The following is a 16,980-nucleotide window of genomic DNA, read 5'->3' as shown; positions in this document are numbered from 1 at the left end:
TGGTGCGCCACCGCACCCGCTCGCGCCGCAACCCGGTGGTGTCGCAGGCCTCTTGTAAGCTATTGAGCCATGGGAAGATTGTTCGGAACCGACGGTGTTCGTGGCCTTGCTAACGAGAAGCTGACCGCCCCGCTGGCTATGCGGCTGGGCGCGGCGGCGGCCCGGGTACTGACGGAAAAGAAGTCCACCGACCGCCGCCCGACCGCGATCATCGGCCGGGATCCGCGCGTGTCCGGGGAGATGCTGACTGCCGCCCTGTCCGCGGGCTTGGCTTCGCAGGGTGTGGACGTGCTGGACGTGGGCGTGCTGCCTACCCCGGCGGTTGCGTTCCTGACCGATGATTATGGCTCCGACATGGGGGTTATGGTCTCCGCGAGCCACAACCCCATGCCGGATAACGGCATCAAGTTCTTCGCCATCGGTGGGCGCAAGCTCGAGGACTGGATCGAGGACGAGATCGAGCAGGAGATGGGCAAGCTGCCGGAGGAAGGCCCCACCGGTGCGGCCATCGGCCGGGTTTTCGACCAGTCCCACAGCGCGCTCGATCGCTACCTGCACCACCTGCAGCAGGCGGTGCACACCCGCCTGGACGGCATCAAGGTCGTGGTGGACTGCGCCCACGGCGCGGCGTACCAGGCCGCCCCGATGGCCTACGAGGCCGCGGGCGCGGAGGTCGTCGCCGTGTCGAATAAGCCGAATGGCTACAACATCAACGACGGTGTTGGTTCCACGCACATTGACCAGCTGCAGAAGGCTGTCGTCGAGCATGGTGCGGACCTGGGCCTGGCGCACGACGGCGACGCCGACCGCTGCCTCGCCGTGGACGCGCAGGGCAACGTCGTCGATGGGGACCAGATCATGGCCGTCCTCGCGCTGTCGATGAAGGACGGCGGTGAGCTGAAGCGCAACACGCTGGTCGCGACGGTGATGTCCAACCTCGGGCTGAAGCTGGCGATGGAGCGCAACGGCATCACACTGCGGCAGACGCAGGTGGGCGACCGTTATGTGGTGGAGGACCTGCGCGCCGGGGATTACTCCCTGGGCGGCGAGCAGTCCGGCCACATCGTGATCCCGGAGCACGGCACGACCGGAGACGGCCTGCTCACGGGGCTGTTCCTGATGGCGCGGATGGCGACGACGGGCAAGACGCTGGCGGAGCTGGCGTCCGCGATGCAGGTGTTGCCGCAGACACTGATTAACGTGCCGGTGTCCAACAAGGCTGCGATCGCCGGTGACGAGCGGGTGAAGCAGGCCATCGCGAAGGCGGAGGAGGAGCTCGGCGAGACCGGCCGGGTGCTGCTGCGCCCGTCCGGCACCGAGGAGCTGTTCCGCGTGATGGTGGAGGCCGCGGATTCCGCGACGGCGCGCAAGATCGCCGGCCAGCTGGCGGCAGTCGTCGCCGAGGTGTAGCCGGGCGCGGGCCTGGGCTCGGTCGGGGCCCTAGGCGTTGGATCCGGGGCGGGGTTCGCGGTATCCCCGCGGATTTCGGATTTTCGGGAACCTTTCGCCCCGTGGCGTTGTCTAATAGGGCGGAAGGTTTTTTGCTGCCCGGTGCCGGCCACGACCGGTAGGCGTTGGGCACGATGCGCGAAGGGGGGCGCGGGGGACGTGTCTGAGGGGTCGAAGACGCTTGCGGTGGAGCCGCAGAAGCTGATCGAATACGCGGAGCTGCTGGGGCGCCACCAGCAGTCCTGGACGCAACTTTTGGCAGGTCAGAGGCCAGACATCGCAGCCAGCGCGTTCGGGGAGGGCTTGAGCGCGCAGGGGCACCGCGTCGAGCGTGTGCTCGCGCAGCTGCATGAGTTGCGGCAACGCCAGTCCGAGCAGGTCGCAGCGGAGGCGCGGGCAGCCGCCACACTGGCCCGTGACGCCGAGGACGCCGACCACAGCGCGGCGGGTGCCATCACTGAGGTGCTCCGATGAAGCAACAGCAGCGCGTGGAGCGCGCCATCAAGCAGCTGGCCAGTTACGGTGTTCCGGTGGGGCCTGCGGAGTCCGCCGCCGGATTCACCCGCGGCCTGGACCCGGACGCCCTGCAGTCCGCCGCCCATCTTTTGTTTAGGACGCCACCGCCGGTGCTCCAGGCTGACCCGAAGGATCTTGCGGGCTGCGGGGGCGTGCAACTAGCCCAGGCCTGCGCCGCGCAGCAGCAGTACGACCAGGGCTTGGTGCATGTTGCGGAGTCCGGCCGGGGTGCCACGGAGCTCATCGGCAACCTCTGCGAGCACACCGCCGCGGAGGTGGAGCGGATCGTCTCCCGCTTCGAGGACCAGGTGGAGCAGTCCCGCATCGCGTTGCCGGAGTGCCCGCCGGAGCTGCTGAAGGCGATGGGGGATTCGGCCCAGCGCGCGGTGTGCGAGCAGCTGGAACGCCGCAACAAGGCGCTCACCGAGGCGGCTGATCAGCTGGTCGTAGATTGCGAAGCGGCTGTGGCTGGCAGCGAGGGGGAGGTACAGCTCAGCACCACCGATCCCGCGGTGCTGGAGGCGGTGACCGGACAGGACGCCGCCGGTGGCCACGGTGAGCAGCCGGAGCAGGGCAGTGCGGTTGTTCAGGGCAGCCCGGAGGGGCAGGACGCCGCGCCGGTGGCCGGCACGGACTCGCCGGAACATGGAACCCCAGGGGCCGAGGATTCGGCAGCCGGAGCGGAACAGACGGAGGAGCCACCGCAGCCCCAGGAAGCCCCGAGTCCTGAGGCTGACGCGGCAGGCTCGGACCAGGATGGTGCGGCGAACGACGATGCAGGCGGAACAACAACCGACGATGGCGATGTGCAGTCGGGTGACGACGCTCCCGTCGTCGAACTGGAGACCTCCGGGGCGCTGCCGCAGGACGTCGAACCTGCCGAGGTGGCGGCCTGGAGCCCGGATATCTGGTTGGCCGAGGGCGCGGACACCGCCCAGGCAGAGCAGGCTTTCCATGCTTCCGGCGATGGGGCGATCGGTGGGGTGAATGCTGAGCCCGGAGGCTCACCCGCGGTGAAGCCCGCGACCACCGGGATCACCCTGGAACGGACCTATGAGGTGGGGATTGAAAGGAGCGGGCAGTGGTAGACCGCGATAAGTACGAGGCGATCATGGGGGAGTTCCTCGCCCGCATGGATGAGGCAGCGACGGCCTTCGAGCGTGAGATGTCCCAGCACCGGGATACCCTGGAGAAGCTCGTGGAACGCCAAGCCCAGGCGGGGCAGGACGGCAAGAGCGCTCACGGGGGCTTCGACGCCAGCACTGCGGGTGGCCGGGAGGCCGCGGATCGGGCAGTTGGTGCCGCGGGTGTCGATAGCGAAGAGCCTGCGAGTCACCGGGCGGGGGCCGGTCATCCCGGCCCGGGCCTGGCGGAGCGGGACCTCAAGCGTGCGGGCTGGTGCGTGCCCTCGAACCTCTTCGACTAGGGGCGCCAAGCGGGTTCCTCCTAGGCGCAGCTAGCGGTCATCCAACTGCCTGAAGGTGATGTTGATCCGGCCTTTCTTGAGTCCGCATCCGTCGGGGAGGGTCTCTGGTCGGGTCTGGGGGATACCGTGGAAGGCGAGGCGTTTCGGTCCGCCGAAGACGATGACGTCGCCGCTGATCAGGGTCACTTCATCCCACGGTTGATTGCGAGTCTCGGTGCTCCCGATGCGGAACAGGGCCTCATCACCGATGGACAGCGAGACGACCGGTGCCAGCGAGTTCTCGTTGCGGTCCTGGTGCATGCCCATGGTCGCGCCGGGCGGGTAGTAGTTGACCAGCGCCATGTCGGGTCGGAAGGTGTCTGCCCAGGCGGACAACGGGGCGTCGTAGCGCGCGGCGCTGGCCAGCGCCTGCCTAGCGATCTCCGCGAGGTTCTTCGGCACTTGGGGTACGCGATGCCCTGCGACGTGGGTGACGTAGCGGTACGTCGGTTCGGTCACCCACATGCGGCCCAGGTGCAGCATGAATACCTGCATGCGGCCGCTTTTCAGCTGCGGACGACTCATGCTCAACGGGGTGCCCGCCAGCTCACGGGCGATCTCGCGGAGCTGGGAGACGACCGCGGCCTGCTGCCCAAGCTCGAGCCAGCCCGGAAGGTGTACGACGCCAGGGGTGATGCGGGCGTCGTCACGCGGAAGGTCGTCGAAAAGCATGATTCCCGATTCTAGGGTGCCTCGGTGCCGGCCTGCCCGAGCTAAAGGGAAGTGACATCAAACAGGGGGCAGTGACCTCACGACGTGACCTATTGTCTTGCGACTGGAATTGCGATACCCTTGAATCAAGAATACAAAAATGATTCACGGTTCGGGGGTGAGTGAAATGATTTCGGCAATTGAGAACGCTCTTAGCTCTGCAGGCCTCTCGCAGCGTGACCTGGCCGCACGTACTGGACTGTCACAGTCAACGGTGCATCGCATACTCAAGGGGGAGCGGAACGTGAAGATGCCGGAGCTAATTCGCATCGCCGATGCAATTGGCTGCACCGTTGCGCAGCTCACGGGTGAAGGGGTTGCGAAACGTGTCGTGTGCGCAGCGCGCAGCACCAATGGCGCCAAGATGGACGCAATGCGCCAGAGGTTGCTCCACTTCATGGAGCTAGAGGCCTACCTGGACGATCAAGCGATCGCGGAGGTCCTATGACCGGTTCGAACGAAACCCAAGCGAAAAAGGCAGCCCAAGAGTTTCGCACTGCCCATGGGTTGGGCGTGCAACCACTAGGAGACCTGGTCGGGCTCGTCGAGCGATTCACGGGGTACGACGTCGCGGTTGTTGATGCGGATGCAGACGAACATGGGCTGACGATGTTTGATCCGGTGCGTGAACACATCCTTATTGGTGTGGCTCGCACGCGTCATCCGATGCGGCAGCGCAGCACTCTTGCGCACGAACTGGGGCACGTAATTTTCAAGGATTACCTTGAAGATCCGCAGAGCCGTGCAAGTAATTGGGGCTCCCGCCGCCCAGCTGAGGAGATCCGCGCCGATGCCTTCGCCCGGCACCTGTTGATCCCTCAAGAGGGCCTCAAGGCGTGGCTGGGGGCCGAGGAGCCTGTCTCAGAGGTGACACTCTCGCGGGTTGTGCAGCGTTACCTCGTGTCGCCAGCGATTGCTGCTATTGCGCTCCGGGACACGGGTTATATCAATTCTGATTTAACGGAAAAGTGGCAGGAGATCTCCACTGGCGCCCTGGCGACGAAATACGGTTGGCGTGACTATTATCACGGACTCCAGGAGGAATCAGATCGGATCCGGGCGCCGCAGAAACTTTTAGCTCGCGCAACCAAGGGGTATATCGAAGGCGTGGTGAGCGCCCAAACCATTGCCACGCTGCGCGGTAGCCCTGAGGCGGAGCTACTTGCTGAGTTCGCCGAAGCAGGAATTGCGCCGAAGCCGCAGCCTGAGGATGAATTTGAGATTCAGCACTTGCCGCCTGTGAACGTGGATCTCAGCGGTTTGGAATAGATACGGTCATCGCGCATGCCGTCGTCGCTGCTGAACAGGGAAACGACGTTATCGTCCTGATCGATGACGGAGAGGGACGCGCGGATGGCAAATCAGGAGGCCCGCCGCCTTCAAAGGCTACGGGCGAGCGGATCCTCGGTCGGCAGCCTGGCGCTCATAAGTACGGTGACGGTTCTGAAAAATGCCGCCGGGAAAGAAGAGTTGCCGGATCGTTCGTCATTGCGGAAGCTGTACGCCCGGCTGCGCAGCCTTGATGACGGCTTAAAACCGCTGGAGGAGACAGGACTATTAGGCCTGGATGTGTGGAGATGAGAGCCCGGAGGAACTTACTCCCCAGCTCCGGCATCATCGGAAACCGGAGCGCAGCCCGCGTCCAGCTGCCAGCTAGCCCAGCCGGATGTTGCTCAGCGCTTCCTCAACGTCGATGTTCTCCGGCAGCTCGCGGTACAGCTCCAGCTGATCCTTCACGCTTGTGTCCTTCAGCTCCGCGCGAGGGTCGCGGAAAGCCTTGTACTTCCGGGACTCATCAGCCAGCACGAAACCAGTCATCAGGCCACGCACTGTCTCCTGCGCCGAGAACTCCGGCAGCCCAGAGCCCATCACCAGGCGGCGGCCGTAATTCTCGTGGAAGCCGGCCTGCGAGGCCTTATCCATCCGGCGGTACACAACCTCGCCCTGCCAGTTCGCGGCCAGGCGCTCCGGGTTACCGGACGGGGCGGCGTGAATACCACCGGGGGAGAGCACCAGGCCCGGGGCGTCCACGTGTTGCGCGGCGTCATACGGGCTCGGGTTCGCATCAGCCGGGTACACAGCCATCACACCAGCCAGGGTTGGCTTGTCCCCATAAGAATCAAAGCTGTCCTTGACGTACTCGCGGGCCGTTGCTGCCAGCACCGCTGCCGCCGCGCCCATGCCGTGGCCAGCCAGGTACAGCTTCGACGGGTGCACCGTCACGTTGCCCTGACCCAGCTTCACGCCAGCCAGGATCTGCAGGGAGGTCTCCAGGTCGGAGGCGAAGCCGCGGTGGTTCGGCAGCACGCCGCGCTCCGTATCGGGAGCGGCCACGGCGAAACCCCAGCTCGCAAGGTGCCGCAACGTCGCGTGGTAGGCCTTCGCGCCCACCCGCCAGTCGTGTCCGAACGCGATGCCCGGGATGCCCTTGCCCTCGGCAGGGGTGTATACGCGGCCCGGGATGCCAGCGAAATTCAGATCGCCGGTGAGCACCCGGTGCGGGCCACGCTTGCCGAGCCTTGGAACGAGGTTTTTCAAACTATCAGCCACGCAACTCACACTAGTAGAAAGTGCTTCCGCATGGGCCAAGCGGGCGTGTATCGTTTCCATTTATGTGCGCAATCGTTGGATACGTAGGAAAGAACCAAGCCCTGGAAATCGGGCTCGATGCACTGCAAAGGATGGAGTACCGGGGCTACGATTCCGCCGGTATCGCCGTCAATAACGCAGAAGGTATCCGCGTAGAAAAAGCCGAGGGCAAGCTCAGCAACCTCGTCGAGCGCATCGACATCATCGGCCGCGACACCCTGACCGGCAACACCTGCCTGGGGCACACCCGGTGGGCAACCCACGGTCGCCCGAACGACGTCAACGCGCACCCGCACCTCTCCTTCGACGGCAAGGCCGCCATCGTCCACAACGGCATCATCGAGAACTTCGCCGCCCTGCGCGACGAGCTCGAGGCCCGCGGCATCGAGCTGGTCTCGGACACGGACTCCGAGGTCGCCGCCCACCTGCTCGCCATCGAGTACAACGAGGGCGAGTTCGCCGGGGACGTCAAGGCCTCCGCGCTCGCCGTTCTGCGCCGCCTGGAAGGTGCGTTCACCGTCCTGTTCACCCACGCTGACGAGCCGGACCTCATCGTCGCCGGTCGCCGCAACACCCCGCTGATCGTCGGGGTCGGGGAGGACGGCATGTTCCTGGGTTCGGATGTTGCCGCCTTCATCGCCCACACCAAGAACGCCGTCGAGCTCGGCCAGGACAGCGCCGTCGCCATCACCGCCGATAACTACGAGATCATGGACTTCGACGGCGCCCCCGCCGAGGGCAGCCCGTTCACCATCGACTGGGACCAGGAGGCCGCCGAGAAGGACGGCTTCGACTCCTTCATGATGAAGGAAATCCACGAGCAGCCCGCCGCCGTCCGCGACACCCTGGCCGGCCGCTTCGTCGACGGCAAGGTCGTCCTCGACGAGCAGCGCCTCTCCGATGACGACCTCCGCAACATCCAGAAGGTCTACGTCGTCGCCTGCGGTTCCGCCTACCACTCCGGGCTGCTGGCGAAGTACGCCATCGAGCACTGGGCCCGCATCCCCGTGGAGATCGAGGTCGCATCCGAGTTCCGCTACCGCGACCCGGTGCTGAACCAGCAGACCCTCGTCGTTGCCGTCTCCCAGTCCGGCGAGACCGCCGACACCCTGGAGGCCGTGCGCCACGCCAAGACCCAGGGTGCGCGCGTGCTGGCGGTGTGCAACACCAACGGCTCCCAGATCCCGCGCGAATCCGACGCGGTGCTCTACACCCACGCCGGCCCGGAGATCGGCGTGGCCTCCACCAAGGCCTTCCTCGCCCAGGTCGCGGCGAACTACGTGGTCGGCCTGGCGCTCGCCCAGGCGCGCGGCACGATGTACCCCGACGAAATCGGTGACATCTACGACACCCTCGCCGAGCTGCCCGCCAAGATCGAAAAGACCCTGGAGCTCGGCGAGCCGATCGAGCAGCTCGCCGAGGAGCTCGGGCCCGTGAAGACGATGCTCTTCCTGGGCCGCCACGTCGGCTTCCCGGTCGCGCTCGAGGGCGCATTGAAGCTCAAGGAGCTGGCTTACATCCACGCCGAGGGCTTCGCCGCCGGTGAGCTCAAGCATGGCCCGATCGCCCTGATTGAGGACGACCTGCCGGTGGTCGTCGTCGTCCCGTCCCCGACGGGCCGCCCGGTGCTGCACTCCAAGATCGTGTCCAATATCCAGGAGATCCGCGCCCGCGGTGCGAAGACGATCGTCATCGCGGAGGAGGGCGACGAGGCGGTGCGCCCGTACGCCAACTGGCTGCTGGAGATCCCGGCCACCGGCACGCTGATGCAGCCGCTGCTGTCCACCGTCCCGCTGCAGTTCCTGGCCGCGGACATCGCCCGCCAGTGCGGCAACGAGGACATCGACAAGCCGCGCAACCTGGCCAAGTCCGTCACCGTGGAGTAGTCCTCGGGGCGCCCGGGCTACTCCGGCATTAACTCACCACTCACCACCCAGGAGCTTCGCCCCATGCCGAATTTTTTGGACGACACCCCACCCGGCGAGTTGCTCGCCGCACGCGATTGCCTGGTCGCGGCCGGGGAGGTCTGGCCCTCCCCGCAACCACTGGAGGATAAGTACGCCGGTGTGGTGGGCATTTTCGCAGGCTCCGATACGTTCCCGGGGGCCGCGCTGCTGGCGCTCAAGGCGGCGGTGAAATCCACCGCTCCCATGGTGCGCTACGCAGGCCCCGTGGACCCGCGCTTGATCGCCCTGGCCCTGCCGGAGGTGGTCAGCGCCCCACGCCCGGAGAAGGCCGGGAGGGTGCAGGCCTGGGTCGCAGGCCCCGGGATCGACGAAAACTCGCCGGAAGCGCTGAACATCCTGGACTGGCTGGTGCGCCAGCCCGAACCCCTGCTGCTGGACGCCTCGGCGCTGCAGCTGGCGGCTAAGAAAACGCAGCTGTTGCGCGGGATTATCAACCGCCGCACCACCGGCCGGGCGACCGTCCTGACCCCACACGCCGGGGAATTCGCCGCCCTCGCGCGGGCGCTGGGCAACGAGGAGCAGGCTGAGGCCGCGGCCGTCGACCAGGACTTCGACCGCCGCCGCACCGCGTGCGCCTGGCTGGCCCGGGAGACCAAGTCGGTGGTGCTGCTCAAGGGGCGGCACACCATCGTCTCCGATGGCGATGTCGCCTGGGGCGTGGACGCAGGCCACTCCTGGTCCGCCACGCCCGGCTCCGGGGACGTGCTCGCGGGCATCGCCGGCGCTGTGATTGCGGCGGCCGAAGAGGCCCCGCTGCTGCACTGCATCCTGGGCGCGGTGGCGGTGCACGCGGTGGCGGCACTCCGTGCTGCGGAGACCCCGGAGGGCGTTGCGCCGATCTCGGCGTCCGACATCGTGGAGAGCATCCACACCGTGGTCGCCGTTGCGCTCCGGCACGCGCATGAAGACGCCGACGGCGACTAGCCTTAAGGCCATGACCCACACCCCGAAGGACAAAACGGGTCGCGGCGAGCTTATCCAGCTCATCGTCGACCTTCCAGCACTGGCCACCAACACCCGCTTCTTCGCGGACTTCGTCGCGCCCGCCCAACTCATGGCGGTCGTGAAGGCCGATGGCTACAACCACGGCGCGCTGCGTATCGCGCAGACCGCGCTGGATCACGGCGCTGCGGTGCTGGGGGTGGCTACTGTCCCGGAGGCTCTGTTACTTCGCGGCGAAGGCCCTGTGAAGGACGGCGAGCCGGCCACCATCTTCGCCTGGATGTGGGAACCAGCCATGGACCTCACCCCGGCCTTCGAGGCCGAGCTGACCCTGGGCGTGCCTTCCCTGGCACACGCCCGCAGCCTCATCGACCAGGCCCGCTCCTGGCAGGGCAAAGCACGCCCGGTGGTCGGCGTGATGGCCGATACCGGCATGTCCCGCTCCGGGATCAGCCCGGCCGAATGGCAGGAAACCATCGCGCTGCTCGCCGCCGCAGAGAAGGAGGGGCTCATCGCGGTGGACGGGGTGTTCACGCACTTGGCGTCCGCGGATGAGGACACGCAGCGCGCCGTTACCGACCGGCAGCACCAGCGCTTCCAGCAAGCCATCGCCGACTGCCGGGCCGCGGGCATGGCAGTGCCCCGCAACCACATCGCCAACACCCCGGCAACGCTGACCCGCCCGGATATGCACCACGAGCTCGTGCGCCCTGGCCTCGGCGTCTACGGCGTGGACCCGGTGGCAGGCGGAACCCCCACCGGGGCGGCGGAGAACGCCGTGCCGGGACTACCGGACGTCCTGCCCCTCCAGCGGACGATGAGCATGCGCGCGAAGGTCATCACCACCCGCGTCGTCCCGAAGGGCGAATCCGTCAGCTACGGCGGCATCTGGACCGCCCCGGAGGACACGCGCACCGCCGTCGTCGCCGCAGGCTACGCGGACGGGGTGCCACGGTCGGCGTCCGGAAAGATGCAGGTCAGCATCAACGGCGAGAGCTACCAACAGGTCGGGAGGATCTGTATGGACCAGTTCGTCGTCGCCCTGGGGCCCGCCGAGAGCGCTGCCGCCGAGGCCGTGCAGCCAGGCGACTGGGCCGTGATCTTCGGCGATCCGGCAGCAGGGGAGCCCGGCGCGGAGGATCTGGCAGCCGCCGCCGATACCATCCCCTATGAGATCGTCACGATGCCGCGCGGGCCACGCGTCCAGCGGGTCGTCGTGGACGTGGAAGGCGAGGAACACGTTGTCGAACGCTAAGGCTGGCAGCGGGGTGGACCTGGGCGAGGTAAAGGGGCACTCGCATGCCCGGACCCCCGAAGACATGCGCGCCATCGGCCGCGAGCTGGGGGAGCAGCTCGCCGCGGGCACCGTCGTGATCCTCACCGGCCCACTCGGGGCGGGCAAAACCACCATCACGCAGGGCATCGCCGAAGGGCTGGCGGTCAAGGGGCGCGTGCAGTCGCCGACCTTCACCATCGTGCGCACCCACAAGCCCGGGGGCCGCGGCATCCGGCTGCTGCACATGGACGCCTACCGCCTGCTCGGCGAGGGGGTGGCCGAGTCCATCGCGCCGGGCGAGCAGCTCTCCCGCGACGACGTCCTGGACACGCTGGAGTCCCTGGACATCGACGCCGACCTGGACGACGCCGTGCTCGTCGCCGAATGGGGGCGCGGGGTCGTGGAGGAGCTCGCGGACCGGGTGCTGGACGTGGAGATCACACGCGCCGTGGGTGCTGAGGGAGATGATGACAGCGACGTCGTGACCGCGGACGTCAACGGTGATGGCTCGGACGTCGTAGATGGCGACCTCGCGGACGGCGGGGTCATCGACATGACCGACGGCGACGAGGACGACCCGCGCGAGGTCCACTGGCGCTGGCGCGAGTAGCTGGTGCTGTCGGCGCGGGGGACGTCGGCGTCGTAGCGTGCGCTGGATGAGCGCGAAAGGCGTGTCTGCGCGGGGTAGTACACTAACCCCATGCTCGTGCTCACGATTGATACCGCCACGTCCTACGTTGTTTCTGGCCTCGTTGAGGTCAACCGCCGGGCGGGCAGTTGGGGCACGTTTGAGTACTCCGCGACCACGCTCTCGCAGCGGGTGCAGCGCAACCCGCGCGGCCACATGGAGCTGCTCGTGCCGCATATTCAGGAGTCCCTCGCGGAGGCGGGGCTGCGACCGCGGGACGTCGAAGCGGTGGTCGTCGGCACTGGTCCGGGGCCGTTTACGGGGCTGCGCGTCGGGATGGCGACGGGGGCGGCGTTCGCGGACGCGATCGGTGTTCCGGTGTTCGGGGTGGATTCGTTGTCCGCCACCGCCGCCAGTGTTGCGGCTGGTCACCAGGAATGTCTCGTTCTTTCCGACGCCAGAAGGCGCGAGTGGTACTCCGCCACCGCCACCGAGACCGGTCGGCTGGTCGCTGGGCCCGCGGTGGGCAAGCCCGCGGACGTGCTGGCTGAGCACGGCTCCAAGCCCATCGCGGTGGCGCTGACCGCCGAGGTGGCGCGTGCGATCGAGAAGCTTGAGGGGGAGGAGAAGGCCGCGACCGAGGCCTGGCGCATCATCACGGAGGATGCGTACCCCACGCCCGAGGGGCTGGCGCTGGCGGGCGCGGATCAGCTGTGGTGGCTCGAGGGCGAGGGACACTTCGTGGAGCGGCTGGGGCGCCCGCTGGTAGCGCAGTATTTGCGTCGGCCGGATGCCGCGGAGCCGAAGCGCAAGGAGCGCACTGCCGCGGTGAACTTCGCCGCGGCCGCTGAGGATGTGGCGGCTTTTGATCGGCTGGAGGCTGAGCAGCGGGCGGCGGAGGCCGCGCTGGAACGGGCAGGGACCGAGCCAGCGGGTGCCGTCGCCGAGTCTGCGAATGCTGAGGCTGCGAAGGCCGAGGCCGCGGATGCTGAAACCGCGGATGCCACCACCGAGTCTGCGAACGCGGAGCGCGCGAATGCGGAGCCTGAGACTGCCGAGTCGGCAGTGGAGCCTGCGAATACTGAACTAACAGTGGAGCTGCTGACCCTGGATCGCGCATCCCTGGCTGACCTGGAGGAGATGGCGCGGATCGAGCAGGAACTCTTCAGCGAGGAATCCCCGTGGTCCCTGGAGGCCTTCCGCGCTGAGCTCGCCAACCCCCGCAACTACTACGTCGCCCTGCGGGTGGCCGGTCAGCTGCAGGGCTATGCAGGCATCGCGCTCAACGGGCCGACCGCGGACCCGGAGTGGGAGATCCACACCGTCGCGCTGTCCCCGGAGCAGCAAGGCAAGGGATACTCCAGGCTGCTGATGGACAAGCTCTTCGAGCCTCTGCAGGTCATCGGCGGGCCGGTGTACCTGGAGGTTCGGGATGGCAATGCCCCGGCCGTGGGGCTCTACGAAAGCTATGGCTTCGAGGTCACCGGCCGGCGCAAGGGCTACTACCAGCCCTCCGGTGCCGATGCCCTCACCATGTTCCGGCCGGACGAGAAGCGCCCGAGCCAGGCGGACGAGGGTGCGCAGGGCGGAGCAGAAGGCATCGCCGAGCAGGACGCCGCCACGGCGGGGAGCGCTACCGATGCCGCAGAGTCCATGCTCGTCATGGGTATTGAAAGTTCCTGCGACGAGACCGGCGTCGGCGTCGTACGCATGAGCGCGCCTGCCGGTGACCAAGAGGAAACAGGCAGCGCCCCGGTCGTCGAGGAACTCGTCAACCAGGTCGCCAGCTCCATGGAACAGCACGCCCGCTTCGGTGGCGTGGTCCCGGAGATCGCCAGCCGCGCCCACCTGGAGGCCATGCAGCCCACCATGCGGGCGGCGATGCGCAGCCTGCAGAAGCGGACCCGCATCGGCCAGCGCCCGGACGCCGTCGCCGTGACCATCGGACCTGGGCTCGCCGGCGCGCTCATGGTTGGTGCCGCCGCGGCCAAGGCTTACGCCGCCGCCTGGGAGGTGCCGTTTTACGCGGTGAACCACCTGGGCGGGCACGTCGCCGTCGAGGCGCTCACGGAGGAAGGCCGCGAGCCGCTGAAGAACGCCATCGCGCTGCTCGTCAGCGGCGGGCACACCCAGATCCTGCAGGTCGACGGGGTGGGCAAGCCCATGACGGAGCTCGGCAGCACCCTCGATGATGCCGCCGGTGAGGCCTATGACAAGGTCTCCCGCCTCCTCGGGCTCGGCTACCCGGGCGGGCCGGTGATCGACCGCCTCGCCCGCCAGGGCAACCGCAAGGCCATCGCCTTCCCGCGCGGCATGATGCGCCCGCAGGACTCCCGCTACGACTTCTCCTTCTCCGGCCTGAAGACCTCCGTCGCGCGCTTCGTCGAGCGCGCCGAAGCGGCCGGGCAGGTGGGGGAGAACGCCATCCCGGTGGAGGACGTCTGTGCCTCCTTCCAGGAGGCTGTGGCCGACGTGCTCACCGCCAAGGCCCTGCGCGCCTGCGAGGACACCGGCGCGAAGGTGCTGCTGCTCGGCGGGGGAGTCTCCGCGAACTCCCGGCTGCGCGGGCTGGCTGCCGACCGCTGCCGCGACGCCGGGGTGGAGCTGCGGATTCCGCCACTGCCGCTGTGCACCGATAACGGCGTGATGATCGCCGCCCTGGCCGCGCAGCTCATCAGCGAAGGCGCCCAGCCAACCGCGATGTCCGTCGGCACCGACCCGGCCCTGGAGGTGGAGGTCCCGATCCTCACCGACTAGGCGGAAGATACGCACCAGCGGTGGTGGGGGCGTCGTCGTTAAAACAAAAAGGGAGGGGGACAATGGACGGGAACTGGAGGGGCGCGCCGTCTGTCGACGCGCGACGAGCGACCGCGGCGGCAAGTCAGAGCGGGGCTGAACAAGGGTGAGTAAGCCCGACTCAACCGGCGCTGTTGAGGGTTAGCACTTGGGTGGGTAGAGTGCTAGTCAGGTTGTTTGACACACAGTTGTTCACCCGCGACGACGGCTGTGCACGGAAAACAAACCGGCACAAAAGAACCAAGCCCCAATCAACGGGGCGAAAAAGAAAACCTTGAGGAATACACGGAGGTATTCAACGTGGCTAACGTCAACATCAAGCCGCTCGAGGACCGCGTTCTGGTCCAGATCGTCGAAGCAGAGACCACCACTGCATCCGGCCTGGTGATCCCAGATTCCGCACAGGAGAAGCCGCAGGAAGCAACCGTCGTCGCAGTCGGCCCGGGCCGTTGGGCAGACGATGACGACCGCATCCCGATGGACGTCAAGGAAGGCGACACCGTCATCTTCTCCAAGTTCGGCGGCACCGAGCTGAAGTACGAGGGCCAGGAGTACCTGCTGCTCAACCAGCGCGACATCCTCGCCGTCATCGAAAAGTAAGCGGGTAACGCATGTCCAAACTCATCGCATTTGATCAAGAAGCCCGCCAGGGCCTCCAGAAGGGTGTCGACACGCTCGCTGACGCGGTGAAGGTGACGCTCGGCCCGCGCGGCCGCAACGTCGTGCTGGACCGTGCCTTCGGTGGCCCACTGGTCACCAACGACGGCGTCACTATCGCCCGCGACATCGACCTCGAAGGCCCCTTCGAGGACCTCGGTGCGCAGCTGGTGAAGTCCGTCGCCATCAAGACCAACGACATCGCAGGCGACGGCACCACCACCGCCACCCTGCTGGCCCAGGCGCTCATCAACGAGGGCCTGCGCAACGTCGCCGCCGGCGCCAACCCGATCGCGCTGAACCGCGGCATCGCCACCGCCTCCGAGAAGGTCGTGCAGCTGCTGAAGGAGCGCGCGCAGGAAGTTTCCGACGCCGCTGCGATCGCCAACGTCGCCACCGTCTCCTCCCGCGACGAGTCCATCGGCACGATGGTCTCCGACGCCTTCGAGAAGGTCGGACGCGACGGCGTGGTCACCGTCGAGGAGTCCCAGTCCCTCGAGGACGAAGCCACCGTCACCGAAGGCCTGTCCTTCGACAAGGGCTTCCTGTCCCCGTACTTCGTCACCGACACTGACTCCGGTCAGGCCGTCCTGGAGAACCCGCTGGTCCTGCTGGTCCGCGAGAAGATCTCCAGCCTGCCGGACTTCCTGCCAGTCCTGGAGCAGATCGCCCAGTCCGGCAAGGAAGTACTGATCATCGCCGAGGACATCGAGGGCGAGCCCCTGCAGATGCTGGTGGTCAACTCCATCCGCAAGTCCCTGAAGGTCGTGGGCGTGAAGTCCCCGTACTTCGGTGACCGCCGCAAGGCGTTCATGGATGACCTGGCCATCGTCACCGGCGCCACCGTCGTCGACAAGGAACTCGGCGGGAAGCTTTCCGCCGTCACCCTGGACGACATGGGCTCCGCGCGCCGCATCACCGTCACGAAGGACGAGACCGTCATCGTCGACGGCGGCGGCTCCCAGGACGCCGTGGCCGAGCGCCGCACCCAGCTGCGTCGGGACATTGAGAACACCGACTCGAACTGGGACCGCGAGAAGCTCGAGGAGCGCCTCGCGAAGCTCTCCGGCGGCGTGGCTGTGCTGCGCGTCGGCGGCGCGACCGAGACCGAGGTCAACGAGCGCAAGCTGCGCGTCGAGGATGCGATCAACGCGGCCCGCGCCGCGGCGCAGGAGGGCGTGATCGCCGGTGGCGGTTCCGTTCTCGTGCAGATCGCTGAGGAGATCGACAAGCTGGCTGCTGCCGAGACCGGCGACGAGGCCGTGGGCATGAAGACCCTGGCTAAGGCGCTGCGTCGCCCGGCGTTCTGGATCGCTGAGAACGCTGGCCTCGATGGGGCAGTGGTGGTCTCCAAGACCGCGGAGCAGGAGAATGGCTCCGGCTTCAACGCTGCGACCCTCGAGTACGGCAACCTGCTGGAGCAGGGCATCATTGACCCGGTGAAGGTCACGCACAGCGCCGTCGTGAACGCCACCTCGGTGGCGCGCATGGTGCTGACCACCGAGACTGCTGTGGTTGATAAGCCAGAGAAGGCTGAGCCTGCAGCTGGTGGTCACCAGCACTAGCAGGTAGGGCGCTCTTGGAGGCTCTGGGCGCTCGGAAAATGAGCGGCCTGGGGATGCTTTGGGGTGGCGCGCCCTGAGGATGCTCTGGGGTGGCGCTGGGCGCTCGGAAAATGAGCGCCCTGCGGGGATGCTCTGGGGTGGCGCGCCCTGCGAAACCTTGGAGTGCTCTGGAACGCATTCTGGGAGCGCGTAGCCCCCGGGACTAGTTCATCGTGAACTGTCCCGGGGGTTTCGCTTTGGGTATTGCTTCCGCCTCGGGCGCGTGGGGCCACCTCGCCCCGTTTTGCAGAGTTTGATGTCGGAAAATCATGGAAAACCGGCAATAAACTCTGCAAAACATAAAGAGTGGGAGGGATGGGGTGCTGGGGCCAGTGGGTCGGGGCGGACACTTGTGCGGTTTCGGGCCGTGGTGTGTCGGG

The 16,980-nt window shown here is 67.1% G+C and carries 16 protein-coding genes; 14 read left to right on the top strand and 2 right to left on the bottom strand.

Annotated features, from left to right (window positions below; translation table 11 throughout):
• Positions 1-69: 69 nt before the first annotated feature.
• From glmM to QP413_RS07730, 4 genes are all read left to right on the top strand, one after another.
• Entirely contained in the window at positions 70-1,410 is a 1,341-nt protein-coding gene (glmM, locus tag QP413_RS07745) for a phosphoglucosamine mutase (protein ID WP_148813150.1), read from the top strand.
• 198 nt (positions 1,411-1,608) lie between these two features.
• Positions 1,609-1,923, top strand: a complete 315-nt coding sequence (locus QP413_RS07740; RefSeq protein WP_284781361.1) for a hypothetical protein — start codon at positions 1,609-1,611, stop codon at positions 1,921-1,923.
• The gene (locus QP413_RS07735) at positions 1,920-3,053 is read left to right on the top strand and encodes a hypothetical protein (RefSeq protein WP_284781360.1); all 1,134 of its coding nucleotides are present in this window, start codon (positions 1,920-1,922) and stop codon (positions 3,051-3,053) included. Before QP413_RS07740 ends, QP413_RS07735 begins: the two co-directional genes overlap by 4 nt.
• The gene (locus QP413_RS07730; protein WP_284781359.1) at positions 3,047-3,391 is read left to right on the top strand and encodes a hypothetical protein; all 345 of its coding nucleotides are present in this window, start codon (positions 3,047-3,049) and stop codon (positions 3,389-3,391) included. The genes QP413_RS07735 and QP413_RS07730 overlap by 7 nt, the downstream gene beginning before the upstream one ends.
• Before the next feature lie 30 nt (positions 3,392-3,421).
• Here QP413_RS07730 and QP413_RS07725 read toward each other — a convergent pair whose 3' ends face one another.
• Entirely contained in the window at positions 3,422-4,102 is a 681-nt protein-coding gene (locus QP413_RS07725; RefSeq protein WP_284781358.1) for an alpha-ketoglutarate-dependent dioxygenase AlkB, read from the bottom strand.
• 139 nt (positions 4,103-4,241) lie between these two features.
• Here QP413_RS07725 and QP413_RS07720 point away from each other — a divergent pair, with 139 nt between their 5' ends.
• From QP413_RS07720 to QP413_RS07710, 3 genes are all read left to right on the top strand, one after another.
• Positions 4,242-4,589 (top strand): helix-turn-helix transcriptional regulator, encoded by a 348-nt coding sequence (locus tag QP413_RS07720; RefSeq protein ID WP_284781357.1) that lies wholly within the window; start codon positions 4,242-4,244, stop codon positions 4,587-4,589.
• Positions 4,586-5,410 (top strand): ImmA/IrrE family metallo-endopeptidase, encoded by an 825-nt coding sequence (locus tag QP413_RS07715; RefSeq protein WP_284781356.1) that lies wholly within the window; start codon positions 4,586-4,588, stop codon positions 5,408-5,410. The genes QP413_RS07720 and QP413_RS07715 overlap by 4 nt, the downstream gene beginning before the upstream one ends.
• 84 nt (positions 5,411-5,494) lie before the next feature.
• Positions 5,495-5,722, top strand: coding sequence for a hypothetical protein (locus QP413_RS07710; protein ID WP_187441110.1), 228 nt, complete (start codon positions 5,495-5,497; stop codon positions 5,720-5,722).
• 72 nt (positions 5,723-5,794) lie between these two features.
• On the opposite strand, the gene QP413_RS07705 is transcribed toward QP413_RS07710, so the two are convergent.
• Positions 5,795-6,751 carry an alpha/beta hydrolase gene (locus tag QP413_RS07705; RefSeq protein WP_148813163.1) on the bottom strand — a complete coding sequence of 319 codons (957 nt, stop codon included), beginning with the start codon at positions 6,749-6,751 and terminating at the stop codon, positions 5,795-5,797.
• Positions 6,752-6,753: 2 nt separating this feature from the next.
• Here QP413_RS07705 and glmS point away from each other — a divergent pair, with 2 nt between their 5' ends.
• The 7 genes from glmS (at position 6,754) to groL (ending at position 16,561) form a co-directional block, all read left to right on the top strand.
• Entirely contained in the window at positions 6,754-8,616 is a 1,863-nt protein-coding gene (glmS, locus tag QP413_RS07700; RefSeq protein ID WP_284781355.1) for a glutamine--fructose-6-phosphate transaminase (isomerizing), read from the top strand.
• A 63-nt stretch (positions 8,617-8,679) separates the two neighbouring features.
• On the top strand, positions 8,680-9,621 hold the full coding sequence (locus tag QP413_RS07695; protein ID WP_284781354.1) for an NAD(P)H-hydrate dehydratase: 942 nt from the start codon (positions 8,680-8,682) through the stop codon (positions 9,619-9,621).
• A gap of 10 nt (positions 9,622-9,631) precedes the next feature.
• Positions 9,632-10,894 carry an alanine racemase gene (alr, locus tag QP413_RS07690; protein WP_284781353.1) on the top strand — a complete coding sequence of 421 codons (1,263 nt, stop codon included), beginning with the start codon at positions 9,632-9,634 and terminating at the stop codon, positions 10,892-10,894.
• The gene (gene tsaE / locus QP413_RS07685; protein ID WP_284781352.1) at positions 10,881-11,525 is read left to right on the top strand and encodes a tRNA (adenosine(37)-N6)-threonylcarbamoyltransferase complex ATPase subunit type 1 TsaE; all 645 of its coding nucleotides are present in this window, start codon (positions 10,881-10,883) and stop codon (positions 11,523-11,525) included. The genes alr and tsaE overlap by 14 nt, the downstream gene beginning before the upstream one ends.
• A gap of 90 nt (positions 11,526-11,615) precedes the next feature.
• On the top strand, positions 11,616-14,300 hold the full coding sequence (tsaD, locus tag QP413_RS07680; protein ID WP_284781351.1) for a tRNA (adenosine(37)-N6)-threonylcarbamoyltransferase complex transferase subunit TsaD: 2,685 nt from the start codon (positions 11,616-11,618) through the stop codon (positions 14,298-14,300).
• A gap of 339 nt (positions 14,301-14,639) precedes the next feature.
• Positions 14,640-14,939, top strand: coding sequence for a co-chaperone GroES (gene groES / locus QP413_RS07675; protein ID WP_041628457.1), 300 nt, complete (start codon positions 14,640-14,642; stop codon positions 14,937-14,939).
• An 11-nt stretch (positions 14,940-14,950) separates the two neighbouring features.
• A complete protein-coding gene (gene groL / locus QP413_RS07670; protein WP_284781350.1) occupies positions 14,951-16,561 on the top strand; it encodes a chaperonin GroEL in 1,611 nt (536 codons plus the stop codon).
• Positions 16,562-16,980 lie beyond the last annotated feature (419 nt).

The sequence above is a fragment of the Corynebacterium sp. UMB4614 genome (assembly GCF_030217065.1).
In the GTDB taxonomy this organism is placed as follows: domain Bacteria; phylum Actinomycetota; class Actinomycetes; order Mycobacteriales; family Mycobacteriaceae; genus Corynebacterium.
The sequence above is the reverse complement of the archived record's forward strand: the minus strand, read 5'-3'. Positions and strand labels throughout refer to the sequence as shown.